We start from the raw sequence: 23,807 nt of genomic DNA, 5'->3' as shown, positions 1-23,807 counted from the left end.
ACCCCGTTCGGGTGACCGGCCGTCGGTTCGGGCCGTGGGCCGTCAGGCGGCCTGCTGCCAGCTGACCGGAGAGTAGTACGCCGGACGGCGCTCCAGGCGCTGCCAGTTGGCGATCGGCTCGATGGGCGCGGTCGCGGCGGCCTGCTGCGTGGCGGCGGCGCGCGCGGCGAGGACGGCGGTCAGGGCGGCGAGTTCCTCGTCGGTGAGACTGCCGCGGACGATGCGGACGAGGGGTTCGGCGGAAGCGGTCATGTCCTGGTTTCTCCCCCGGTTGCTGTGGTCTGAGGTGGTTGCCCGGTGCGGACTGCTGCGGTGCGGCTGTGCCGCTACATCGGCGGGTTGCCGTGCTTGCGGCTGGGCAGGTCGGCGTGCTTGGTGCGGAGCATGGCCAGGGCGGAAGCGATCACCTGGCGGGTCTCGGCCGGGTCGATGACGTCGTCCACGAGGCCGCGCTCGGCCGCGTAGTACGGGTGCATCAGCTCGTTCTTGTATTCCTTGATCTTCTGGGCGCGCATGGCGTCCGGGTTCTCGGCGGCGTTGATCTCGCGCCGGAAGATGACGTTGGCCGCGCCCTCGGCACCCATCACGGCGATCTCGTTGGTCGGCCAGGCGTAGGACAGGTCGGCGCCGATCGAGCGGGAGTCCATCACGATGTAGGCGCCGCCGTAGGCCTTGCGCAGGATCAGCGAGATGCGCGGCACGGTGGCGTTGCAGTACGCGTACAGCAGCTTGGCGCCGTGCCGGATGATGCCGCCGTGCTCCTGGTCGACGCCGGGCAGGAAGCCGGGGACGTCGAGCAGGGTGACCAGCGGGATGTTGAAGGCGTCGCACATCTGGACGAAGCGGGCGGCCTTCTCGCTCGCGTTGATGTCCAGCACGCCGGCCAGCGACTGCGGCTGGTTGGCGATGATGCCGATGACGTGGCCGTCGATCCGGGCGAGCACGCAGAGCACGTTGGTGGCCCAGCGCTCGTGGACCTCCAGGTACTCGCCGTGGTCGACGATCTCCTCGATCACCTTGCGCATGTCGTACGGGCGGTTGCCGTCGGCGGGCACCAGGTCCAGCAGGCTGTCGTTGCGCCGCTCGACCGGGTCCTCGCTCATCACGGGCGGCGGCATCTCGCGGTTGTTCTGCGGCAGCAGCGACAGGAGGTAGCGGACCTCCTCGATGCAGGACTGCTCGTCGTCGTAGACGAAGTGGGCGACGCCGGAGACGCCGGCGTGCACGTCCGCGCCGCCGAGGCCGTTCTGGGTGATCTTCTCGCCGGTCACCGCCTGGACCACGTCCGGGCCGGTGATGAACATCTGCGAGGTCTCGCGGACCATGAAGACGAAGTCGGTCAGTGCGGGGGAGTACGCGGCGCCGCCGGCGCACGGGCCGAGCATCACCGAGATCTGCGGGATGACGCCGGAGGCCTTGGTGTTGCGCTGGAAGATGCCGCCGTAGCCGGCCAGCGCGGTGACGCCCTCCTGGATGCGGGCGCCGGCGCCGTCGTTCAGCGAGACCAGGGGAGCACCGGCCGCGATGGCCATGTCCATGATCTTGTGGATCTTCTGCGCGTGGGCCTCGCCCAGCGCGCCGCCGAAGATCCGGAAGTCGTGCGCGTAGGTGAAGACGGTGCGCCCGTGGACGGTGCCCCAGCCGACGATCACGCCGTCGGTGTGCGGCTTCCGGGCCTCCAGGCCGAAGCCTTGGGCGCGGTGCCGGCGCAGGGGCTCGACCTCCTGGAAGGAGCCCTCGTCCAGCAGCAGCTCGATGCGCTCGCGGGCGGTCAGCTTGCCCTTGGCGTGCTGGGCCTCGGTGGCCTTGTCGCTGGGGCCGCGGCGGACCTTCTCGCGCAGCTCGTGCAGCTCGGCGACGCGCCCGCGGGCGTCGGCCGGGACCTCCGGGACCTCGCCGTCGATCGGCGCCTCATGCACAACCGTCATCTCGAACCACTCCAAGGGTGAGGGAACTGTCCGACAGCCAACGTCTGCTGTGCCCCCGGCTGCGAATCACTTTCTTCACTTATGACTGTACGAGGGGCTGTGCGCTGGTTCCGGCGTCGATTCCGTACAAGGTCGAGTTCGTTTAGCTGTCAGGCCTGTACAGAAGTGGTTGGCCAGGGCGCTGAGCGTTCGGTGGTCATTCGGGTACCGGGGGTTGTCGGGCAGGTGATGGTCCGATGATCTGAGCATGAGGAAAAGCGCAGGTCAGGGCCGTCTTCCAGTACTGTAGGCCGGTCCTCTTGGGTCGCGCTCAAGGTCCGCTCAAGCCGGCCGGCCGGCGGGCCGCCGGTCGGGTGAGTGGCCCGACAGTCGTAGGGAAGCGCCAAAAACGCCGCAGCCCACCCCGACTGGTGGGGGTGGGCTGTCCGAGCGAGCGGGCGGGCCGCTTTGATCAGCTCTTCCTGCCGTCCTCGGGCTCGTCGCGGTCGCGCAGCTCCCGCTCGCGACGGCGCAGGTCGGCCTCCCACTGCTTGAGCATGTCCTCGTGGTCTTTGTCGTTCTTCTTCAACGAGGCGAGGAACTCGGGGTCGTCGTCCGGCGCCAGCGGGCGCCCGCCGCGCGGGGCGGTGCGGCCCGGGCGGTCGTCGGCCGGGTACCCCGGGCGGGCCCCGGCGGGCGCGGCCCGCAGGAAGCCGCGCTGCTTGCCGGCGATCAGCCAGGCGATCGGGCCCAGCGGCGGGAAGAGCAGCACGATCAGCACCCAGACCACCTTGGGCAGGTGCTTCACCTCGTCCTCGGGCGTGGTCAGGCAGTCCACGAACGCCCAGACCCAGAGCGCGAGCGGAAGGACGATGGTCAGAAGAATCCTCGGCACGGCTGGGATCTCCCCCCGGGCGACGGCGGCGGCGGGCGCCTTCCAGGGGCCCTTGACCGAGCCAGGCTATCGGGTGGCGGATACTGACATGCATGGCATACGACGATCTCCGTTCGTTTCTCCGGGCCCTCGACCGCGAGGGCGACCTCAAGCGCATCAAGGCGGAGGTGGACCCGCACCTGGAGATCGGCGAGATCGTCGACCGGGTGCAGAAGGCCAAGGGGCCGGCACTGCTCTTCGAGAACGTCAAGGGCTCGTCGATGCCGCTGGCGATGAACGTCTTCGGCACCGAGCGGCGGCTGGCCAAGGCGCTCGGGCTCAAGGGCCCGGACGACATCTCCGAGAAGATCGCCGGCCTGCTCAAGCCGGAGCTGCCGCAGGGCTTCACCGGCTTCCGGGACGCCTTCGGCAAGCTCGCCTCGATGGCGCACGTCCCGCCCCGGCACGTGAAGTCCGGCGACGCCCCGGTGCAGGAGGTCGTGCTCACCGGTGACGACGTCAACCTGGACGAGCTGCCCGCCCTCTTCACCTGGCCGCTGGACGGCGGCTCCTTCTTCAACCTGGGCCTGACCCACACCAAGGACCCGGACACCGGCATCCGCAACCTGGGCCTCTACCGGCTCCAGCGGCACGACCGCCGCACCATCGGCATGCACTGGCAGATCCACAAGGACAGCCGCAACCACTACGCGGTGGCGGCCAAGCGGGGCGAGCGCCTCCCGGTCGCGATCGCCTTCGGCTGCCCGCCGGCCGTCACCTACGCGGCCACCGCTCCGCTGCCCGGGGACATCGACGAGTACCTCTTCGCCGGCTTCATCGCCGGGGAGCGGGTCCGGATGGTCGACTGCAAGACGGTGCCGCTCCAGGTCCCGGCCGACGCCGAGGTGGTGATCGAGGGCTGGCTGGAGCCCGGCGAGATGCTGCCCGAGGGCCCGTTCGGCGACCACACCGGCTTCTACACCCCGCAGGAGCCGTTCCCGGCGCTGAAGATCGACTGCGTGACGATGCGCCGCCGCCCGATCCTCCAGTCCATCGTGGTCGGCCGCCCGCCGACGGAGGACGGCCCGCTGGGCAAGTTCACCGAGCGGTTCTTCCTGCCGCTGCTGAAGATCATCGTCCCGGACATCGTCGACTACGACCTGCCCGAGGCCGGCGGCTTCCACAACTGCGTGATCGTCTCGATCGACAAGAAGTACCCCAAGCACGCCCAGAAGACGATGCACGCGATCTGGGGCGCGCACATGATGTCGCTGACCAAGCTGATCATCGTGGTGGACTCCGACTGCGACGTGCACGACTACCAGGAAGTCGCCTGGCGGGCCTTCGGCAACGTCGACTACAGCCGCGACCTCACCGTGGTCGAGGGCCCGGTGGACCACCTGGACCACGCCTCGTACCAGCAGTTCTGGGGCGGCAAGGCCGGCATCGACGCCACCCGCAAGCTTCCCGAGGAGGGCTACACCCGGGACGGCGGCTGGCCCGAGATGGTGTCCTCGGACCCGGCGACGGCCGCGCTGGTGTCGCGCCGCTGGAAGGAATACGGACTGTGAGCACCGCTGCGATCGAGACTCCCGGCCGCACGAAGGCGTTCCTCCGGCTGGTGATGATCGAGCACTCGATCTTCGCCCTGCCCTTCGCGTACATCGCCGCACTGACGGCCATGTTCCTCGCGGACAAGCGGGTGCACTGGGGCGAGCTCTTCGTCGTCACGGTCTGCATGGTCGGGCTGCGCACCTTCGCCATGGCCGCCAACCGGATCATCGACCGCGAGATCGACGCCCGGAACCCGCGCACGGCCACGCGTGAACTGGTCACCGGCGCCGTGTCGTTGAAGACCGCGTACGCCGGCTCGGCCGTCGCGCTGGTGGTCTTCCTCGGCGCGGCCGCGATGCTCAACCCGCTCTGCCTGGCGCTCGCGCCGGTCGCCGTGGTGCCGATGGTGGTCTACCCGTACGGCAAGCGGTTCACCGACTTCCCGCAGGCGATCCTGGGCCTGGCCCAGGCGATGGGGCCGGTCGGCGCCTGGCTCGCGGTGACGGGCAGCTGGTCGTGGGACGCGGTCGTCCTCGGTGCGGCGGTCGGCATCTGGATCGGCGGCTTCGACCTGATCTACGCCTGCCAGGACGTCGAGTCCGACCGCGAGAACGGGGTCCGCTCGGTGCCCGCGCGGTACGGCGTGCCGGCGGCGATCCGGGGCGCGCGGGTGTGCCACGTCCTGACGACGCTGCTGTTGGGCTGGTTCGCGGTCCTGACGGATGCCGGAGTGGCGTTCTGGATCGGCCTGGTGGTCGTCGCGGGCGCGTTCGTGTACGAGCACACCATCGTGAAGCCGAACGACCTGTCGAGGCTCAACCGGGCGTTCTTCCAGACCAACAGCTTCGTCGGGATCTCGCTGTTCTTCTTCGCGCTGGTGGACCTGGTCGTGCGCGGGCTCGGGATCTGATCCCCGTCCGGCCGCGTCGGCTCCCCCCGGTGCCCTACCGGACGTTGATGCCGGCTGCCCGCACCTTCCGCTCGATCAGGGTGGTCAGCCGGGTCCAGCCCGGTCGCTCGTCCTCGCCGTGACGGGTGAGGAGTCATCCACCGGCGGTACTGAGCCGCTGGATCGAGCGGGCCGGCTCAGCGGAACAGGGCCGCGTGATCCTTCGCCCAGGCGTGGAAGCTGCGGGCGGGGTGGCCGGTGAGGTCCTGGACCGTCGTGGTGGCGGGCTCCGGGGCGGCGATGCGGGCGTGGAGGAAGTCGAGGGCACCGTCGACGGCGGCCGGGGGCCGGCCGGTGGCGGACATCCGGCGGCGGGCGGTCTCGCGGGGGATCTCCTGCCACGTGGCCGGGCGGCCGACGGCCGCGCCGATGATCTCCACCTGTTCGGCCTGCGTCGGTGACTCCGGGCCGGTCAGGACGTACCGGGCGCCGTCGTGGCCGTCCTCGACCAGGGCGCGGACGGCCACCGCCGCGATGTCGCGCTCGTCCACCGGATTCAGCCCGGCCGCACCGCCGTAGCCCTGCACCGCACCCCCGGCCCTGATCTCCTCGGCCCACTGCAGCGCGGCGGCGAAGCCGTGCGCCCGCAGCACCGTGTGCCGTACCCCGCTGCGGGCGAGCAGCGCCTCGATCCCGCCGTCCGGCCGGCCGGGGGCGGCCGACGACAGGAACACCACCCGCCCGACCTCCCGGGCCAGCACGCCCACGGCCTCCGTCGCCCCGTCCGCCGTCGGGGACGGCCACCCCAGCAGCACCGCGCCCGCACCCTGCACCGCCGCCTCCAGCGACGCCGGGTCGAGCAACTCCCGCTGCGCCAGGGTCCGTACCCGTAGGCCGGAGGCCGCGAGCTGCAGCCCGACATGCCGCCCGACCGCCCCGGAGATGCCGATCACCAGCACTGGCGGCGTGCCGTCAACTCGCTTATCTGTCATGCATCGAACGTAAGCGAGAAGGATGAGACGCCCAATGTGCACGGGTATCGGGTCCATGCGTCAGCGTCTACCCGGCGCGCGCCGACTCCCGCGCGGGCGGTCAGCTGCTCAACCGGGGCGCCTCCGGGTGGTAGGTGCGCTGGCGTTCGAGTGGGGCGGTGGCGAAGTCGCCGTTGCCGTTGACGACTTCGCCGACGCCGACGCGGATGCCCCGGGCACGGCCGTGGCCCTTGAGGACGCCGCCGCGGCCGTCCGGGTCGGGGTGGGTGTGGGGGCGGCCGGCGGCGAGCTCGACCGCGCGGGCGGAGATCGGGCCCAGGATCTGGGCACCGGCGCCGAGGCGGCAGCCGCCCGTCAGCTCGGCGCCGTTGGTGATCCTGACCTCGTCCCCGAGCTCGACTCTCTCGCCCGCCCCCGCCCTGATCACGGCGCCGCCCTCGCCGATCTGCGCGCGCCGCCCGATGGTGATCCGCCCGCCGCCGGTCGCGACGACCCGGGTGCCGCCGTGCAGGACGGCGCCCGGGCCGAGCGTGCAGCTGCTGTCCGCGTCGCACTCGATCGCCACGCCCGGGTGCAGGACGGTCTCCGCCCGCAGTGTCACCCGCCGCGAGACCAGCGCCGAGAACGGGTCGAGGACCACCACGCCCTGGTCGGCGAGCAGCATCAGCTCGCCCGGGGTGAGGAGTCCGCGCTGGTGGCGGATGCGGTCCAGCCGGTGCCAGAGTTCCTGATCGGTCATGATCACCGGATCATACGGAAGCCCCGGCAGGGTGGCCTCAGTTGTGCAGGAAGCCCTCCAGGGCGGCGGCCAGGGCCACCGGGGCCTCGTACATCGGGTAGTGCCCGCTGCCGCCGAGCTCCTCCAGATCGGCGTTGGGGTAGTGGGCGAGGAAGGTGCCGCGCATCACGTCGGCGGTCAGGGCGAGGTCGTGCTCGCCGACGATCACCTTGACCGGCACCGGGTTGCCGTCGATCCGGCGCTCCAGGTCGGCCGTCGTCCAGTCGCGGACGTAGCCGCCGAAGGCCTCGGGGGTGGACAGCCGCAGGGACTGGTCGACCATGTGGTCGAGCCAGACCCGGCCGGCCCGTCGGCCGGTGACCAGGTCCAGGATGGCGAACCGCTTCTCCCGGTCCTCGGCGGCGCCGTAGAACAGCGCCTCGCCCGCCTCGTCCAGCGGGTACGCCCCGGCCGGCACCGGGGCCAGGCCGACCAGCTTGCGCACCCGCAGCGGCGCCTCGGCGAGCACCTGCTGGGCCGCCTTGCCGCCCATCGAGTGGCCGACCAGCGAGAAGCGGTCCCAGCCGAGCTGGTCGGCCAGGGCGAGCGCGTCGGAGGCGATCTCGGCGAGCGTGTACGTGCCGGGGACGTCCTTGCGCTGCCCGTAGCCGCGGTAGTCGAGGAAGGCGTAGCTGAAGGCGCCGCCGTCGAGGTAGTCGAGGAACGGGCCCCAGCCCGCGCTGGTGCCGAACCAGTCGTGCAGGACCAGGACGTGGTGGTCGCCGGTGCCGGTCAAGCGGTGAGGGATCGTCATGCCAACGGTCGTTCCCCGCGAACCGCCCGCCCGAACGAGTGGGGCTCAGGCGCCGCGCCGGGCGAAGGCCGGGGCGTGTTCGGGGAGCGGGCCGAAGGCGATCAGACGGGACAGCAGCAGGGGGAAGCCGGGGGCGTAGCGGGCGAGCAGCACCAGCCGGGTGGGCGGGCCGACCCGGCGGCCGGTGAGGACGGGCTCGAACATCACGTGGTGCAGGATCCGCTGCAGGCGCTGCATGATCACGGTCGGTCGCCACCGGCGGCGCTGCACCCGGGCCAGGGCCGCGACGGTCGGGCGGCCGTGGCGCAGCGGTTCGGCGAGCAGGGCGGCGGCCGCGACGGCGTCCTGGACGGCGAGGTTGATGCCCACCCCGGCGGCCGGGGACATCGCGTGGGCGGCGTCGCCGATCAGCAGCAGCCCGTCCACGTACCAGCGGTCCAGCCGGTTGAGCCTGACGTCGAGCAGGTGGACGTCGTCCATGCCCGCCAACTGGTCGACCCGGTCGGCGTACTGGGGCATCAGGCGGGCGATGCGGGCGCGGAAGCGCTCGATGCCTTCGGCGCGCAGCTGCGGGTCGGTGCCCTTCGGCTTGAAGTAGGCGATCTGGAAGTAGTCCTCGCGGGTGAGGCTCAGTGCCATCTCGCCGTCCCCGAAGCTCGGGGCGAGGTCGGGCGGTGCGGCCTGCTCGTCGGCGCGCCGCGGCAGCCGGAACCACCAGACGTCGAAGGGCACCGGGTACTCCTCGGGCGCCAGCCCCGCCTCCCGGCGCAGGGTGGAGTTCCGGCCGTCGGCGGCGACGGTGAGTGCGGCCCGGACCTCGCCCTCGTCGCCGTCCCGGGTCCGGTAGCGGACGCCGACCACCCGGCCGTGCTCCCTGATCAGCCCGGTGGCCTCGGTGTTCATCCGCACCGTGAAGGTGGGCTCCTGCTTCGCCTCCGCCGCCAGGAAGTCGAGCAGGTCCCACTGCGGGACCATCGCGATGTAGTTGTACGGCGCCGGGAGCTTCTCGAAGGCGCTCATCGCGACCCGGCCGGCGCCCGGCACCGGCACCACGAAGTTTCCGAGCCGGTTCTGCGGCAGTGCGGCGAACTTCCGGCCCAGCCCCAGTTCGTCCATCAGCCGCACGGTGGACGCGTGGACGGTGTCGCCGCGGAAGTCACGCAGGAAGTCGCCGTGCTTCTCCAGCACGGTCACCTCGACCCCCGCCCTGGCCAGCATCAGGCCCAGCATCATGCCGGCCGGTCCGCCCCCGGAGATGACGACGCTCATGGCTCTCTCCCCTCGGTTCCGCTCGCGACCTCCCGTATGGAACTCGCATATAGAGACTCTCTGGAACCGTCTCAGGTGTCAAGTAGTACGATGCTCCATATGAAGGATCTGGTGACAGCGGCCCTCGCGGCGGCAGGGGAACGGGGCCAGGACGTCGCGGACGTGCCGCTGACGGCGATCGCGGCGGCGGCCGGCATCTCCCGCAGCACGCTGCTGCGCCGGCTCGGCGGCTCCCGGGCCGCGCTGGACGAGGCCGTCCGGCGGGCGGGCCACGACCCGGGCGGACGACCGCCGGTGCGGGAGCGGGCGGTCGAGGCGGCGGCCTGGCTGGTGGCCGAGCGGGGCCTGGGCGCGGTCACCCTGGACGCCGTCGCGGACCGTGCCGAGTGCTCGGTGCCCAGCCTGCACACCGTCTTCGAGGGCCGGGACGGCCTGCTCGCCGCCGTCTTCGAGCAGTACGGCCCGCTGCCGGACCTGGAGGTGCTCGCGGCCGACCCGCCGGAGCGACTGGAGGACACCGTCCGGGCGCTCTACCGGACCTTCGTGGCGAGCTTCACCTGCGAACCGCGGATCGTTCCGGCGGTCTTCGGGGACCTGTTCAGCCGGCCGGACGGCCCCGCCGCCCGGGTGATGACGGCCAGCCTCCCGAGGCTGTTGGACTGTCTGGGCCGGCTGCTGCTGCCGCACGTCGAGGCCGGCCGCCTGCGGCCGCTGCCGTTCCCGGTGCTGGTCCAGCTGCTGTTCGGGCCGGTGGTCACCCACCTGCTGCTGCGGCCCGTGCTGAGCCCGGTGCTGGGTGCCGCGCTGCCCGCGGTGGAGGAGGCCACGGCGCTGTTCGCCGACTCCTACCTGCGGGCGGTCGCCCTCCCCGGGGCAGACTGTGCGGACCGGACCCCGACCCGAGGAGAACCGTGATCGGCACACTGCAGTGCCTCGTGCTCGACTGCCCCGACCCGGCAGTGCTGGCCCGCTTCTACGCCGACCTGCTCGGCGGCGAGGTGGACCGCCCGGACCGGCGCTGGTCGCTGGGCGCGGACTGGTCCACGCTGCACCTCGACGACGGCGCGGTGCTCTGCTTCCAGGGCGTCGCCGACCACCGGCCGCCGCGCTGGTCCGAGCCGGAGCACCCGCAGCAGGCGCACCTGGACGTCGAGGTGGCGGACCTCGACGACGCCGAGCGGCAGGTGCTCGCCCTCGGCGCCGTCCGGCTGCACGATGCCGGCGGGTGGCGGATCTACGCCGACCCGGCCGGGCACTTCTTCTGCCTGGTCCGCGCCCACCGGGCCTGACTCACGAGATCCGCCGGATCCGCCGTACCGCGAGGAACACCAGCAGCGCGGTCAGGGCCAGGAACAGGCCCGACTCGATCGCCTGGAAGGTCCAGAACCGGTCGGCGGGCTGGTACTCCAGCGCGTTGGTGTACGGCCCGGCGCCGAAGCCGTGTTCGGCCATGTTCCTGGCGCAGTCGGCGGCCCCCGGGTCCCCGGGAGGCGGGCAGCCGATCTGCCCGTCGTGCAGCACGACCTCGCCGGAGCCGTTGCGCACCACCTGGTCGTAGACCCAGTCCCCGGCGTAGCGGTTGGGGAGCAGCCCGCTCTCCGCCGCGTACGTCGCGGTCTTCGCCGGGAGGAAGGACGGGCGGGCCACCGTCTCGACCAGGACGCGCACCGCGGCGAACGAGGCCAGCGAGATCCCCATGGCGGGCAGCACCTTGCGGGCCGCCGTGCCGGTGTACACGCCGAGTGCCACCGCGAACAGGGTGTACGCGATCGGGGCGACGCCCTGGACGTCGAAGCTCAGGTAGCCCAGCCGCCCCAGGCCGGAGGCGACCAGGGGCCCCAGCCACCAGGCCACGCCCAGCGCGTACGTGACCGCGAGCAGCACCGAAGCGCCGCCGACCAGGCCGAACTTGGCGAGCGCCCAGTGCCGCCGACTGATCCCCTGGGTCCACACCAGGCGGTGGGTGCCGTTCTCCACCTCGCGGGCGACCAGCGGTGCGCCGAAGAACAGCCCGACCAGCACCGGCAGCAGGACGAACAGGATGGCGACGTAGGCGAACCCGCCGTACTGGTTCTGGAAGCGCTGGTTCAGGCCCTCGCAGCCGCCGGCCCCGGTCAGCATGGTCTCGTGGCCGAGTCCGGCGAGGCAGGCGCCGAGGCCGCTGTGGTCGTAGGCGCCGCGCATGGCGAGGCCGGTGGGCACCATGACGGCGGTCAGCGCGGCCAGGGCGACGAGCGTCCAGAGCAGCTGCTTGCGGTGCTGGCGCCAGATCAGCCAGGTCATGCCGCCACCTCCGGGGAGAGCCGGGTGTCGCCCGCGCCCAGGTAGGCGAGGACGAGGTTTTCGAGGGTGACCGGGTGGACGGTCCAGACGCTCTCGTCCACCGGCCGGTCGGTGCGCACCAGCAGGGTGGACTGGCGCTCGGTGTGGCTGGCCTGGACGACCGCGGCAACGCCGGGGACCGGACCGGGGCCCACCCGGGGGCCGACCAGGGTGCAGTGCTCGGCGAGCAGGTCATCGACCGCGCCGGTCAGCTGGACCTGCGCGGTGTTCAGCACGACCAGGTGGTCGCAGACCCGCTCCAGATCGGCGAGCAGGTGCGAGGAGAGCAGGACGGTGGTGCCGCTCTCGGCGACGGCGCCCATCAGCTCCTGCATGAACGCGTGTCGGGCGAGCGGGTCGAGCGCGGCCACCGGCTCGTCCAGCAGCAGCAGGCGGGGCTGTTTGGCGAGCGCCAACGCCAGTGCCACCTGGGCGCGTTGGCCGCCGGACAGCCGGCCGACCGGCTTGTCGAGGGGGATGCCGAGGCGGACCAGCCGGTCCCGGGCGGTGGCGGCCTCCCAGCGGCGGTTGAGTTTGCCGCCCATGGTGATCAGGTCGTCGCCGGTGAAGTCCGGGTAGAGCGGGGTGTCCTGGGCGACGAACCCGATCCCGGCCAGCGCCTCGACGCCCTGCCGGGGATCGCGGCCGAACACCCGGACCTCGCCGGCGTCCGGTTCCAGCAGGCCCACGGCCAGGTGCAGCAGGGTGGACTTGCCCGCCCCGTTCGGGCCGACCAGCGCGGCGATCCGCCCGGCCGGCAGCTGGAACGAACAGCCCTCCAGTGCCCAGGCCTTGCCGTACCGCTTGCCCAACCCTCGTGTTTCCAGCGCGACTTCCGTCATGTCTTCCCCCAATTGAGCGTGGCCCGCATCGTGGTGTCGATCAGCGCGGCGATGTCCTCGTGGGCGAGCCCGGCAGCCTCGGCCCTGCGCAGCCAGACCACCAGGTCCTCGCGCAGCTCGGCCTGGTTGGCCAGCGCGGGACCGGCCAGCGTGCCGACCAGGAAGGTCCCCACGCCGGGCCGTCCCTCGGCGAGCCCCTCCAACTCCAGTTCCCGGTAGGCCTTCAGGACGGTGTTGGGGTTGATCGCCAGGGCGCGTGCCACCTCGCGGACCTTCGGCAGCTGGTCACCCGGCCGGGCCAGTCCGACCCGCAGGGCCTGCTTCACCTGGAGCACGAGCTGCATGTAGGTGGCGACCCGCGAGCGGCCGTCGAGGACGAACTCGATCACTACTTGTTCTCCTGTCTTATGACAGTAAGACAGGATGGGCGTACGAAGGTCAAGTCGTCAACCGGAAAGAGGTGTTGACGAATGGTCGCGGAGAGTCGGTCAGTCCAGGACCAGCCGGTCGCCGACCCGCAGGCGGCCAGGGGTGGCGACCTCGGCGAGGGCGTCGAGCCGGCCGTCGTGGGCGTGCACCACGGCCTTGAGGATCGCGGGCGCGTGCGGCAGTCCGGGCTGCGGGGCGCCGGTCATCGCGCAGCGCTCGCTGGAGGCGACGAAGGCGAGCCGGGCGCTGCCGGGGGCTTCGCCGGACGCCTGGCGGCCGAGCCAGGCGTCCTCGACGAACGGCGGGGTGCCGGGCGGGGTGCGCAGCACGATGTTGGGGCGGAACCGGCGCTCGTCGACCACGGCGAAGGGGACGGCCTCGCGGACCCAGTCCAGGGTGGCGGTGCTGAGCACGCTGACCGGCAGCCGGTCGAAGTGCGAGACGCCGTCCTCGCGGGCGAGTTCGACGTCCTCGCGCTGGAGGTAGGCGCGCAGGAAGGCGTTCGGCCGCTCGACCGGGCGGCCGAGCGGGTCGAACAGTTCGGGGCCGTCGATCCGGTGGCCGAGCCGGGCGGAGAGGCGGAGCAGGCCGTCCATCCGGCGGAAGCGGTGGGTGTTCTTGCCCGAGCCGAGCTTCCCGGCCGCGTCGCGGACGGCGTAGAGGCGGTCTCCGGCCAGGCCGCGCTCGTCCACCTCGACGGAGTCGAGCCGCTCGCCGCCGGTGGATTTCACGGGGTAGCGCCAGAGTCGCTCGACCACTCCGATGATCTCAGCCATGGCCGGAAAGCGTACTGGCGTTGACGGGGGATGGTCTAGACCAAGTGTCGGGGGGCGTACCGTCCGCTCAGCCCAGCCGGGCCACCGCCCGTACCGGTGCGCCGTCCGCCGCGACCAGCCGCAGCGGGAACAGCGAGACCTCCACCGGCAGCCCGGCCTCCTGGGCGGCCAGCAGCGGCCGCAGGTCGGTCAGGTTCTCGGCGATCACCCCGCCGCCGGACGCCCCCAGCAGCACCCGGTGCGCGGCGAGCGAGGGCTCGTCGGCGGTGCCGTGGTCGTGCTCGTCGGTGAGGTCGGCGAGCAGGGCGGCCACGGCCGGGTCACCCGGGCCCGGGTCGGGGGTCGGGTCGACGCTGAGCGCGTCCACCCCGACCGTCCGCACCCCGGCGGCGACGATCGCCTCGGCGGCGGCCGGGGTCAGGCTGGGGTGGGCGAGGTAGGCGTCGGTGCCCCAGTGCCGGGCCCAGCCGGTGGCCAGCAGCAGGACGGTGCCCTCGGCAGCCCGCTCCAGCGCGGGCGCCAGCAGCTCGGGAGTGACGGCCGCCCGGGGCTCCAGCCCGCGCAGGTCGGCGACCACGGCCGGGCCGGTGAACCGCTCCAGCGGCAGCCCGTCCAGGGTCGGCCAGGTGACGTCCACGTGGTACGGCGCGTCCACGTGCGTCCCGGACTGTGAGCCGAGGTGCAGGGCCAGCACGTTCACCCCGGCGGCGGCCGTGGTGAGCGCGGGCTCCAGCAGGACGGCCGGATCGCCGGGGTAGACCGGCATCGCGGTGGTCACCTGATGGGTGAGGTCGACGAGGGTCGCTGCCATGCGCCCATCCTTCCAGGGGCGGGGGGCTTCCGGGCCCCTCCCGGCACGCCCGGGCCGAACGCACACGTGGAGCGGGGACAGAATTGCCCCATGGGAACTGCGAAGCGTCAGCCATGGGTGGTCGGGGTCTCGGGTGCGTCGGGGACGCCGTACGCGGCCTCGGTGATCCGTGCGCTGCTGGCCGCCGGCGAGGCGGTGGACCTGATCGTCAGCCGCGCCGCCCGGCTCACCATCCTGGACGAGACCGGAATCTCCTTCCGGGACGCCCACTGGCGCGCCGACCTCGCCGCCTGGCTCGGTACCGAGGGCCCGGACGACGGCCTGGACGGCGTCCGCTACTGGCCCGCCGGGGACTTCGCGGCCGGCCCGTCCAGCGGCTCCTACCCCGCCAAGGGCATGCTGGTGGTGCCCGCGACCACCGGCGCGGTGGCCGGGATCGCACTCGGCCTGAGCAAGGACCTGCTGCAGCGCGTCGCCAGCGTCACCCTCAAGGAGCGCCGCCCGCTCGTCGTCTGCGTGCGCGAGACACCACTCAACGGGGTGACGTTGAAGCACTTGGTGGAGCTCGACGCACAGGGGGCGGTCGTCCTGCCCGCCTCGCCCGGTTTCTACGCCGGCGGCTCCACCGCGCGCGAGCTCGTGGATTTCGTGGCCGGACGGGTGCTGGACGCCGTCGACGTGCCGCATTCCCTGTACCTGCGCTGGGAAGGGGAGTTGGGGGCGGCGGCCCGACGGGCGGACGGCAGCGGAGGCGTCCGGCCTGAGGGGGAGTAGGGAGACCGAGGGCGGGAGAGTATCTTCTCTGCGATATCCGGGTCGGTCGGCGCGCAGCGCCTTTGAATCCGGATAATGATCTGTGGGTCTGGAGAGGTTCGGAAGGACGCGGACGGTATATGGACACGGTGGACAGACAGCTCATCCAGGCGCTCCGGGAGAACGGCCGTGCGTCCTACGCCGAGTTGGGCCGCCTGGTCGGGCTCTCCGGCCCGAGCGTGACGGACCGGATCAACCGCCTGGAGCAGGCCGGTGTCATCACCGGCTACCGGGCGACGGTCAACCCGGCCTCGCTCGGCTTCGGCGTCACGGCCCTGATCGGCCTTCAGCTCACCGACGCCGCGGACCACGAGGACGTCGCGTTCCGGCTGAAGGACCTCAACGAGGTCGAGGACTGCTGGTTCATCGCCGGCGACGACTCCTACATGCTGAAGGTCCGGGTGGCCGACGTGGCCGGCCTGGAGTCGGTGGTCAAGCGGATCTCGGGCACGAAGGGTGTGGCCCGGACACGCACCACCGTCGTACTCTCCACGAAGTGGGAAAACCGGGTGAGTGAACTTCCTCCCGTAGGAGAGTGACGCATGGCACTGGTCGGCCTGGAGGAACTGCGCGCGGCCCGGCAGCGGATCGCGGGGGTCGCCGTGCGCACCCCGTTGGTTCCCGCCCCCTGGGCGGCCGAGGGGGAGCGGCGGCTCTGGCTGAAGCCCGAGAACCTCCAGCCGACCGGCGCCTTCAAGACCCGTGGCGCCTACAACCGGCTGGCCGCGCTCACCGAGGACGAGCGGTCCCGGGGCGTGGTCGCCCAGTCCAGCGGCAACCACGCGCAGGCGGTGGCGTACGCGGCCCGGACGCTCGGCATCAAGGCCGTGATCGTGATGCCGGACACCTCGCCCGCGGTGAAGGTGGAGGCCACCCGCTCGTTCGGCGCCGAGGTGATCCTGGTCGCACCGGAGGAGCGGGACACCCTGCCCGGCGAGCTGGCCGAGAAGCACGGCTATGTCTGGGTGCCCCCGTACGACGACCCGTTCATCATCGCGGGCCAGGGCACGGTCGGCCTGGAGATCGCCGAGGACGCCCCGGCCGGGCTGGACACCGTCCTGGTGCCGGTCAGCGGCGGCGGCCTGATCGGCGGGACGGCGGCCGCGCTCAAGCTCACCCGCCCGGGCATCCGGGTGATCGGCGTGGAGCCCGAGCTGGCCGCCGACGCCCGGGCCAGCCTGCGGGCCGGCCGCCGGGTCGAGTGGCCGGTCGCCGACACCTACCGGACCATCGCGGACGGGCTGCGCACCCCGTCGCTCGGCGTGCTGCCGTTCGAGCACGTCACCGCCTACGTGGACGACATCGTCACCGTCACCGAGGACGAGATCCGGGCCACCGTGGCCCTGCTGGCCCGCCGCGGCCGGCTGGTCGCCGAGCCCTCCGGGGCGGTCGCCCCGGCCGCCTACTTCCACCGTGCCGCCGAGACCGGGGGCCAGGCGGTGGCGGCCGTGGTCAGCGGTGGCAACATCGACCCCGCACTGCTCGCCGAGCTGCTCTCGGCATAGGCGTACGCTCGTTCCGGCAAGGAATCGAACGTCGGAGGAGGCGGGGCACCGCATGGACGCAGGGCTCAAGCGCGAGCTGGAGGCGAAGGTCTACGCGGGTGAGCGGCTGACCCGCGAGGACGGGATCGCGCTCTACGCGAGCGACGACCTGGCCTGGCTGGGCGGGCTGGCCCACCACGTGCGGACGCGGAAGAACGGCGACGTCGTCCACTTCAACGTCAACCGCCACCTCAACATGACCAACGTGTGCAACGCGTCCTGCGCGTACTGCTCGTTCCAGCGCAAGCCGGGCGAGAAGGACGCGTACACGATGCGCATCGAGGAGGCCGTCCGCCTCGCCAAGGCGATGGAGAGCGAGTCCCTCACCGAGCTGCACATCGTGAACGGCCTGCACCCGACCCTGCCGTGGCGCTACTACCCGCGCTCGCTGCGGGAGCTGAAGGCGGCTCTGCCGAACGTCTCGCTGAAGGCCTTCACCGCCACCGAGATCCACTGGTTCGAGAAGATCAGCGGCCTGTCCGCCGACGAGATCATGGACGAGCTGATCGACGCCGGCCTGGAGTCGCTGACCGGCGGCGGCGCGGAGATCTTCGACTGGGAGGTCCGCCGGCACATCGTCGACCACGACACCCACTGGGAGGACTGGTCGCGGATCCACCGCCTCGCGCACAGCAAGGGCCTCAAGACGCCGGCCACCATGCTGTACGGCCACATCGAGGAGCCCCGCCACCGGGTGGACCACGTGCTGCGGCTGCGCGAGCTCCAGGACGAGACCGGCGGCTTCCAGGTCTTCATCCCGCTGCGCTACCAGCACGACTTCCACGACTCCAAGGACGGCGTCGTGCGCAACAAGCTGATGGCCCGCACCGAGATGGCCACCGGCGCCGAGGCGCTGAAGACCTTCGCGGTCTCCCGGCTGCTCTTCGACAACGTCCCGCACGTCAAGGTCTTCTGGGTGATGCACGGCGTCACCACCGCCCAGCTGGCGCTCAGCCACGGCGCGGACGACATGGACGGCTCGGTGGTCGAGTACAAGATCACCCACGACGCGGACAACTTCGGCACCCCGAACAAGCTCGGCCGCGACGACCTGCTCGGGCTGATCCGGGACGCCGGCTTCCGCCCGGTGGAGCGCAACACCCGCTACGAGGTCATCCGCGAGTACGACGGCCCGGACCCGATGCGCCGTGAGTCCCCGCAGGCGATGCGCCTCTGAACTGCGAAGATCCCTGCCGCCCGGGCCGCTCTCCGGCCCGGGCGGCGGTGGTCTTCACGGCCTCCGCACGAGGCCCGGGTTTACCAACGGGTACGGCGTTTGGCAGGATCGAAGGCATGTCCGGTTCTGATCGTGCCACCGCCTACCCGCCGCACCAGCCGATGCAGGGGCCGGTCGACCTGATGCCGCAGCAGCAGTACCAGAGCGGCCAGGCGTACCAGCAGCCGGTTCAGCAGGGCTACTACCAGGGCGAGTACCAGCCGTACGCGCAGAGCCCTGACGGGTACTTCGAGACGTACGACCAGCCGTTCGAGCCGTACGGGGCCGAGCCGGTCCCCGAGTCCGTCCACTACGAGGCGGAGCCCGCTCCCGAGCCCGTGTACTTCGAGCCCGAGCCCGTCGTGCTCGCCGCGCCTGCCGTGCCCGCCGCGCCCGTGGCGGGTGCCCGGACGGCTGCCCGGGGACGGCGTCGCAAGGCCAAGCAGAAACGTCACGGCAAGGCCGTGATGGCCGGTACCGCGCTGCTGGTCGCCGCCACCGCCGGCTGGTACGCCGTCGGCCAGGACGACGCCAAGCCCGGCATCGCCGCCGCCGACGGCCCCGGCCCGGAGGGCGTCAGCAAGCCCGACCGGCCCGCCCCGGCCCCCGCGGCCGCCCAGGCCGCCTCCGACCGGCAGGCGGCGGCCCCGGCCGCCGACCGCAGCCAGACCCGCGCGGACGGCTCGGTCGCCGCGATACCCGGCCTCGGCGCCGCCTTCACCGCGAAGATCCCCGCCGGGACCACCCAGGTCGTGGTCGCCTCCGGCCAGGACAAGAACACCGACAAGAACACCGTCACCCTCTGGACCCGCACCCCCGAGGGCCGCTGGCTGGCCGGCGAGACCTGGCAGGGCCACAACGGCAAGAACGGCTGGACCACGGACCACAACGAGGGCGACCTGCGCAGCCCGATCGGCGTGTTCAGCCTCACCGACGCGGGCGGCCGCAAGGCGGACCCGGGCAGCAAGCTCCCGTACGACAAGGACCCGAGCTTCGTGGTCTCCGGCACGGGCTTCTTCGGGGACCAGCTGGCCGGCTCCTTCGACTACGTGGTCGCGATCGACTACAACCGCGTCCCCGGCAACTCCCCGCTCGACCCGCGCCGCCCGATGGGCTCCAAGAAGGGCGGCGGCATCTGGCTCCACGTGGACCACGACGGCCCGACCCACGGCTGCGTGTCGATCCCCGAGGACAAGATGGCCCAGTTGATCCGCACCCTGGACCCGGCGGCCCATCCGGTCATCGTGATGGGCGACGCCGCCGCACTGGCCGCCTGACCTCGACGTACGCGCAGCCCAGACGCCGCAACGCCCCTTGTTGATCTCCTACAGAACGAGGGGGCGGATCCTGTCACCGGTCATACCATGCTGACCAGCGGGTAACCCGGTTCCATGGCAGTATGAGCGGTTCGCGCATTGTGGCACTCGGCCACTACCAGCCCCCCAAGGTCCTCACCAACGACGACCTGGCGGCGCTCGTCGACACCGACGACGAGTGGATCCGCACCCGTGTGGGCATCCGCAGCCGGCACATCGCCGAGGACGAGAGCCTGGTCGACCTCGCCACCGAGGCCGCGCAGAAGGCGCTCGCCAACGGCGGCCGGACGCCGGCGGAGATCGACCTCGTCGTGGTCGCCACCTGCACCGCGATCGAGCGCAGCCCCAACACCGCCGCCGCCGTGGCCGCCCGGCTGGGCATCCGTTCGCCCGCCGCGTACGACATCAACACGGTCTGCTCCGGCTTCTCGTACGCCCTGGCCACCGCCGACCACGCGATCCGGGCCGGCTCGGCCCGCCGCGCCCTGGTGATCGGCGCCGAGCGGATGTCCGACACGCTCGACTGGACCGACCGCTCCACCTGCGTGATCTTCGGCGACGGCGCGGGCGCCGCGCTGGTCGAGGCCCAGGAGGACGGCGGCGAGGCGGGCATCGGGCCGGTGGTCTGGGGCTCCGTGCCGGAGAAGGGCGACGCCGTGGTGATCACCGGCTGGGACCCGGTGATCAGCCAGCAGGGTCAGTCGGTCTTCCGCTGGGCCACCACCCAGCTCGCCCCGTTGGCCCGCGAGGCCTGCGAGCGGGCCGGGATCGACCCGGCCGAGCTGAAGGGCTTCGTCCCGCACCAGGCCAACCTGCGGATCATCGACGCGATCGCCAACAAGCTGGGCCTCACTGACGCGGTGGTGGCCCGGGACGTGGTCGACTCCGGCAACACCTCGGCCGCCTCCATCCCGCTGGCCTTCTCCAAGCTGGTCGAGCGCGGCGAGCTCTCGCCCGGCGACCCGGTCCTGCTCTTCGGCTTCGGCGGCGGCCTGGCCTACGCCGGCCAGGTCGTGCGCTGCCCCTGACCCGACGGCGTCGCCGGCCGCCCGAACGGCGCCGCGACGCCCCCTGAAGGCGCCACGAGGCCGTCGGAACGCACACATGCCGGTGGGCGGGCACCCTTTCACGGGTACCCGCCCACCGGCATGTCTGGCGCGCGTGCGGTACGTCGGCGGACCTCCCCCGAGGACACGGCCGCCGTCCCTCGTACCCCGGACAGGAGGCCGGGGCTGCGCGCGGAGCGGATGGTGGGTCGGAGGATGGTCCTACTTGGGCGCCTTCTTGCCGGTGACGCCCAGGTACACCAGGGGAGCGAGGTTGGGTTTGAGGTCCTTGACCTTGACGCCCCAGGAGGTGAAGGCCTTCTGGTGCTCGGCCGCCGAAGCCAGCAGCGAGACCAGGGCCCCGGCCACGGCGTTCGGGTCGAGCGACTTGTCGGCCTGACCCTTCGCCTGGAGTTCCTTGACGGCCTCGGCGAGTGGCTTGGCGACCGCGTTGAGGACCGTCATGCGGATCTTGAAGAACCGCTTGTCCCCTTCGGCGGCACCGAGCGTGACCACTCGGAGAATGGCGTCGTTCTTGCGCCAGAAGGCGAGGAATCCGTCGACCAGTTCTTCAGAAGTGGTCGGTCCGGACTTCCCTGCCCAGGACTTTCCGGCCACCAGCTCTTTGAGCTGGTCGGCGTCCTTGGCCATTTCCTCGGCGATTTCGAGGACAGCGCCCTCGACATCCGGGAAGTACTGGTAGAAGGTCGCGGGGGAGGTACCCGCCATACGGGCGACGTCGATGACCTTGACGTCCCGATAGGGCGACGTGCTGAGCATCTCGCGGAGGCAGTCGAGCAGCTTCTGCCGCGTCTCCTGTCCGCGTCGCCCGGCGACGCGACCGTCGACGGTGCGAACTTGTCCTGTCATGCCGTCAGCTTACCGTGGCACGATCTTGGCGCGATTCGGTGATGCGACTATTACTCCGCACGGGGGTTGGTATAGCGGCATGAACCACTTCGGACGGATATTCACCGGGCTTCGAAGCCCCTGTTGAAGCCCCCCCGTGTGCTTTTGATCTCACAGCGTGACGGCGAGTCCGCTGAGGGGTGGTCGGGTGACAGAGCGTGACGGTGGCGGGAAGATGTGGCACCGTCCGGAAGTGGACGGTCCGGGGCCGCGCGCGCAAGCCGCCCCCGGAGCGGGCGTCAGGATCCGGCCGTTCCGTCCTCGCTGGTCAGGGGCCCGTCCGGTGCGTCGTCCGGGCCCGGACGACGGGTTCCGGCGGGTGGGGGAGGTTGGATATGCGCGGGGCGGCATTGGAGAATCGGGTCCGGCACCACGCGGCGGGTGCGGACAACGGGGAGGTGGCAGCGGAGTGGACCAGCTGACGGCGCACGATCCGAGGCGGATCGGGCCCTTCGAGGTGCTGGGGCGGCTCGGCGCGGGTGGGATGGGGCTGGTCTACCTGGCGCGTTCCGCGTCGGGGCGGCGGGTGGCCATCAAGACCGTGCGGGGGGAGCTGGCCGAGGACGAGCTGTTCCGGGTCCGTTTCGCCCGGGAGATCGCGGCGGCCAAGACGGTCGGCGGCTTCTACACCGCTGCCGTGGTGGACGCGGACGCGGACGCCCGGGTGCCCTGGCTGGCCACCGCGTACATCCCGTCGCCCTCGCTGGAGGACCTGGTCGAGGAGTGCGGCCCGCTGCCGGTGGAGGCCACCCGCTGGCTGGTCGCGGGCATCGCCGAGGCCCTGCAGTCGATCCACGGCGCCGGGCTGATCCACCGCGACCTCAAGCCCTCCAACGTCCTGGTGGTCGAGGACGGCCCGAAGGTGATCGACTTCGGCATCGCGTCCGGGGTGTCCAGCACCCGGCTCACCATGACCAACGTCGCGGTCGGCACCCCCGCCTACATGTCCCCCGAGCAGGCCCGGGACAGCCGTACCGTCCGGGGCGCCAGCGACGTGTTCTCACTCGGCTCGCTGATGGTCTTCTGCGCCACCGGGCACCCGCCCTACCGGGGCACCAACCCGGTCGAGACGGTGTTCCAGCTGCTGCGCGAGGAGCCGGACCTGACCGGCATGCCGCCCGAGCTGATGGACCTGGTCCGCGCCTGCATGCAGCAGGCCCCCGAGCGCCGGCCCACCCCGGCGCAGATCCAGGCCGAGCTGGCCCCGCACCTCTTCTCCCGGGACGACGCCTCCGGCGAGGCCGGGGACTGGCTGCCGGCCAACGCGCTGGAGCTGATCGAGCGCAAGCGCGGCCGCCGGCCGGCCGTCCTGCCGTCGCGCCCGCCGGCAGGCCCGGCCCAGCCGCCGCAGCCGCCCCCGCTCCCGCAGGCGCCGCCCGCGCAGGTCCCGCCGCAGCACCTGGGGACGGCCGACCCGCGCACCAACGCGGGGCGGCACGCGCAGCCGCCGGCCGGGCCGGTGCACAGCCTGCCGCAGCCGGGCCAGGGCTCGGACGCCGAGATCCCGACCGCGAAGATCGCCTCGCCGAACAAGCACCGGGCGCCGTCCGGCGGTGCCGTCGAGGTGCAGCTGTCCGGCGCCTCGGTGCGGATAGGCCCGGGACCGCGGGCCGAGCACGAGCAGCCCGGCCCGAACACCGCCCCGGCCACGACCGACTGGGTCCGCCGGGCCCCCACCCCGCCGCCCCCGCCAGTCGCCCGCTGGCGCCCCTGGCGGTTCCGGATGTCCAACGACGTCTGGGGCACCCCGGTGGTCGCCGACGGCACGCTCTTCGTCTCCAGCTTCGAGGTGCACGCGCTGGACATCGCCTCCGGCGAGCGCCGCTACAAGACCCGGGACGTCGCCTGGGCGCTCGCGGTGGACGCCGGCCGGGTGCACGCCGCGGACGGCCCGCACCTGTACACCGTGGACGCGGCGGACGGCACCGAGCGCTGGCGCACCTCGCTGGACGGCTGGGTCTACTCGCTCTCCGCCGCCGACGGCGTGCTCTGCTGCGGGATCAGGGGCGGCGGCATCCAGCTCCGCTCGGCCGCCAACGGCGCCGAGCTGTGGCGCGCCGACGACGCCCAGCAGGACTACGAGAACCCGCAGTCCGGCCCGGTCCTGGTGGGCGGCGCCGCCTACTACTACGGCGGCGGGCGGCTGCGCTGCGTCGACCCGCGCGGCGCGGGCCTGCGCTGGTCCTTCCCGGTCGGCGAGGACGTGCCGTCGCACCCGGTCGAGCGCGGCGGTGTGCTGTACGTGTCGGCCGGCACCCGGGTGTACGCGCTGGACGCGGCCAGCGGGGCCGAGCGCTGGCGCTTCGAGGCCCCGGTGGTGCTGTTCACCCCGCCCGCCCTGGACGCCGACGCCGTCTACGTGGCCGACTACCTGGGCACGGTCCACGCGCTGGACGCGGCCACCGGCCTGGACCGCTGGCGCGGGGTCACCGGCCGCCGCCAGGGCGCCGACCCGGTGGTGGTCTCGGACGGCATGGTGCTGGTCGGCAACGGCGAGGTGCTGTACGCCTTCGAGGCGGCCACCGGCCGGGAGCGCTGGCGCTACACCGCCCGTGGCGAGATCGTCGGCTCCCCGGCGGTGGCCGACGGCCTGGTGCACCTGGGCAGCCGGGACCACTCGCTGCACACCCTGGACCTGGCGAGCGGTCAGCTGCGCTGGGAGCTCGGCACCAAGGGCGAACTCACCGGCTCGCCGGTGGCGGTCGGCGGCCGGGTCTTCGTCGGCTCCAAGGACCGCTGCGTGTACGCGCTGGACGCCTTCTACGG

General features: G+C 72.4%; 24 protein-coding genes. 11 read left to right on the top strand and 13 right to left on the bottom strand.

The window, feature by feature from the left end:
- Positions 1 to 42: 42 nt before the first annotated feature.
- From ACFU7Y_RS14415 to ACFU7Y_RS14405, 3 genes are all read right to left on the bottom strand, one after another.
- Entirely contained in the window at positions 43 to 252 is a 210-nt protein-coding gene (locus tag ACFU7Y_RS14415; protein WP_224284850.1) for an acyl-CoA carboxylase epsilon subunit, read from the bottom strand.
- A 74-nt stretch (positions 253 to 326) separates the two neighbouring features.
- Positions 327 to 1,928 carry an acyl-CoA carboxylase subunit beta gene (locus tag ACFU7Y_RS14410; RefSeq protein ID WP_224284849.1) on the bottom strand — a complete coding sequence of 534 codons (1,602 nt, stop codon included), beginning with the start codon at positions 1,926 to 1,928 and terminating at the stop codon, positions 327 to 329.
- 451 nt (positions 1,929 to 2,379) lie between these two features.
- Entirely contained in the window at positions 2,380 to 2,802 is a 423-nt protein-coding gene (locus ACFU7Y_RS14405; RefSeq protein ID WP_380768067.1) for a PLD nuclease N-terminal domain-containing protein, read from the bottom strand.
- Between the two features lie 92 nt (positions 2,803 to 2,894).
- Between ACFU7Y_RS14405 and ACFU7Y_RS14400 the strand changes: the two genes are divergently transcribed.
- Both ACFU7Y_RS14400 and mqnP read left to right on the top strand, forming a co-directional pair.
- Positions 2,895 to 4,352: a menaquinone biosynthesis decarboxylase gene (locus ACFU7Y_RS14400; protein ID WP_224283662.1), complete on the top strand. Its 1,458-nt coding sequence runs from the start codon at positions 2,895 to 2,897 to the stop codon at positions 4,350 to 4,352.
- Positions 4,340 to 5,245, top strand: a complete 906-nt coding sequence (gene mqnP / locus ACFU7Y_RS14395; RefSeq protein ID WP_380768069.1) for a menaquinone biosynthesis prenyltransferase MqnP — start codon at positions 4,340 to 4,342, stop codon at positions 5,243 to 5,245. Before ACFU7Y_RS14400 ends, mqnP begins: the two co-directional genes overlap by 13 nt.
- A gap of 176 nt (positions 5,246 to 5,421) precedes the next feature.
- On the opposite strand, the gene ACFU7Y_RS14390 is transcribed toward mqnP, so the two are convergent.
- The 4 genes from ACFU7Y_RS14390 to ACFU7Y_RS14375 form a co-directional block, all read right to left on the bottom strand.
- Positions 5,422 to 6,216, bottom strand: a complete 795-nt coding sequence (locus ACFU7Y_RS14390; protein WP_380768065.1) for a hypothetical protein — start codon at positions 6,214 to 6,216, stop codon at positions 5,422 to 5,424.
- Positions 6,217 to 6,316: 100 nt separating this feature from the next.
- Entirely contained in the window at positions 6,317 to 6,955 is a 639-nt protein-coding gene (locus tag ACFU7Y_RS14385; RefSeq protein WP_224283664.1) for a hypothetical protein, read from the bottom strand.
- 37 nt (positions 6,956 to 6,992) lie between these two features.
- Entirely contained in the window at positions 6,993 to 7,748 is a 756-nt protein-coding gene (locus tag ACFU7Y_RS14380; protein ID WP_224283665.1) for an alpha/beta fold hydrolase, read from the bottom strand.
- Between the two features lie 45 nt (positions 7,749 to 7,793).
- Positions 7,794 to 9,017 carry an FAD-dependent oxidoreductase gene (locus ACFU7Y_RS14375; protein ID WP_224283666.1) on the bottom strand — a complete coding sequence of 408 codons (1,224 nt, stop codon included), beginning with the start codon at positions 9,015 to 9,017 and terminating at the stop codon, positions 7,794 to 7,796.
- Positions 9,018 to 9,116: 99 nt separating this feature from the next.
- On the opposite strand from ACFU7Y_RS14375, the gene ACFU7Y_RS14370 reads away from it, so the two are divergent.
- Positions 9,117 to 9,932: a TetR/AcrR family transcriptional regulator gene (locus ACFU7Y_RS14370; protein WP_380768064.1), complete on the top strand. Its 816-nt coding sequence runs from the start codon at positions 9,117 to 9,119 to the stop codon at positions 9,930 to 9,932.
- Entirely contained in the window at positions 9,929 to 10,306 is a 378-nt protein-coding gene (locus tag ACFU7Y_RS14365; RefSeq protein WP_224282888.1) for a VOC family protein, read from the top strand. Before ACFU7Y_RS14370 ends, ACFU7Y_RS14365 begins: the two co-directional genes overlap by 4 nt.
- A gap of 1 nt (position 10,307) precedes the next feature.
- Here ACFU7Y_RS14365 and ACFU7Y_RS14360 read toward each other — a convergent pair whose 3' ends face one another.
- The 5 genes from ACFU7Y_RS14360 to ACFU7Y_RS14340 all read right to left on the bottom strand — a co-directional run bounded on the left by ACFU7Y_RS14360 (position 10,308) and on the right by ACFU7Y_RS14340 (position 14,197).
- Positions 10,308 to 11,300, bottom strand: a complete 993-nt coding sequence (locus tag ACFU7Y_RS14360; RefSeq protein ID WP_224282889.1) for an ABC transporter permease — start codon at positions 11,298 to 11,300, stop codon at positions 10,308 to 10,310.
- Positions 11,297 to 12,181: an ABC transporter ATP-binding protein gene (locus ACFU7Y_RS14355; protein ID WP_224282890.1), complete on the bottom strand. Its 885-nt coding sequence runs from the start codon at positions 12,179 to 12,181 to the stop codon at positions 11,297 to 11,299. The genes ACFU7Y_RS14360 and ACFU7Y_RS14355 overlap by 4 nt, the downstream gene beginning before the upstream one ends.
- The gene (locus tag ACFU7Y_RS14350) at positions 12,178 to 12,570 is read right to left on the bottom strand and encodes a GntR family transcriptional regulator (protein WP_224282891.1); all 393 of its coding nucleotides are present in this window, start codon (positions 12,568 to 12,570) and stop codon (positions 12,178 to 12,180) included. Before ACFU7Y_RS14350 ends, ACFU7Y_RS14355 begins: the two co-directional genes overlap by 4 nt.
- 99 nt (positions 12,571 to 12,669) lie before the next feature.
- The gene (locus ACFU7Y_RS14345) at positions 12,670 to 13,386 is read right to left on the bottom strand and encodes an MOSC domain-containing protein (RefSeq protein ID WP_380768063.1); all 717 of its coding nucleotides are present in this window, start codon (positions 13,384 to 13,386) and stop codon (positions 12,670 to 12,672) included.
- Positions 13,387 to 13,453: 67 nt separating this feature from the next.
- Entirely contained in the window at positions 13,454 to 14,197 is a 744-nt protein-coding gene (locus ACFU7Y_RS14340) for a cyclase family protein (protein WP_224282893.1), read from the bottom strand.
- A 90-nt stretch (positions 14,198 to 14,287) separates the two neighbouring features.
- On the opposite strand from ACFU7Y_RS14340, the gene ACFU7Y_RS14335 reads away from it, so the two are divergent.
- The 6 genes from ACFU7Y_RS14335 (at position 14,288) to ACFU7Y_RS14310 (ending at position 20,114) form a co-directional block, all read left to right on the top strand.
- Positions 14,288 to 14,971, top strand: coding sequence for a UbiX family flavin prenyltransferase (locus tag ACFU7Y_RS14335; protein ID WP_224282894.1), 684 nt, complete (start codon positions 14,288 to 14,290; stop codon positions 14,969 to 14,971).
- A 119-nt stretch (positions 14,972 to 15,090) separates the two neighbouring features.
- On the top strand, positions 15,091 to 15,549 hold the full coding sequence (locus tag ACFU7Y_RS14330; protein WP_030055719.1) for an Lrp/AsnC family transcriptional regulator: 459 nt from the start codon (positions 15,091 to 15,093) through the stop codon (positions 15,547 to 15,549).
- A gap of 3 nt (positions 15,550 to 15,552) precedes the next feature.
- Positions 15,553 to 16,515, top strand: coding sequence for a threonine/serine dehydratase (locus tag ACFU7Y_RS14325; RefSeq protein ID WP_224282895.1), 963 nt, complete (start codon positions 15,553 to 15,555; stop codon positions 16,513 to 16,515).
- Positions 16,516 to 16,567: 52 nt separating this feature from the next.
- Positions 16,568 to 17,731 (top strand): aminofutalosine synthase MqnE, encoded by a 1,164-nt coding sequence (gene mqnE, locus ACFU7Y_RS14320; protein ID WP_224282896.1) that lies wholly within the window; start codon positions 16,568 to 16,570, stop codon positions 17,729 to 17,731.
- 116 nt (positions 17,732 to 17,847) lie between these two features.
- Positions 17,848 to 19,047 carry a L,D-transpeptidase family protein gene (locus ACFU7Y_RS14315; RefSeq protein WP_380768061.1) on the top strand — a complete coding sequence of 400 codons (1,200 nt, stop codon included), beginning with the start codon at positions 17,848 to 17,850 and terminating at the stop codon, positions 19,045 to 19,047.
- 122 nt (positions 19,048 to 19,169) lie between these two features.
- A complete protein-coding gene (locus ACFU7Y_RS14310) occupies positions 19,170 to 20,114 on the top strand; it encodes a beta-ketoacyl-ACP synthase III (protein WP_224284691.1) in 945 nt (314 codons plus the stop codon).
- Positions 20,115 to 20,354: 240 nt separating this feature from the next.
- Here ACFU7Y_RS14310 and ACFU7Y_RS14305 read toward each other — a convergent pair whose 3' ends face one another.
- Positions 20,355 to 21,002 carry a TetR family transcriptional regulator gene (locus ACFU7Y_RS14305; protein ID WP_224284690.1) on the bottom strand — a complete coding sequence of 216 codons (648 nt, stop codon included), beginning with the start codon at positions 21,000 to 21,002 and terminating at the stop codon, positions 20,355 to 20,357.
- Between the two features lie 448 nt (positions 21,003 to 21,450).
- Between ACFU7Y_RS14305 and ACFU7Y_RS14300 the strand changes: the two genes are divergently transcribed.
- On the top strand, positions 21,451 to 23,807 hold a 2,357-nt coding region (locus ACFU7Y_RS14300; protein ID WP_380768060.1), incomplete at its 3' end, for a PQQ-binding-like beta-propeller repeat protein.

Source organism: Kitasatospora sp. NPDC057542, assembly GCF_042801945.1.
Lineage (GTDB): Bacteria > Actinomycetota > Actinomycetes > Streptomycetales > Streptomycetaceae > Kitasatospora.
This window is presented reverse-complemented; position numbering and strand designations above follow the sequence as displayed.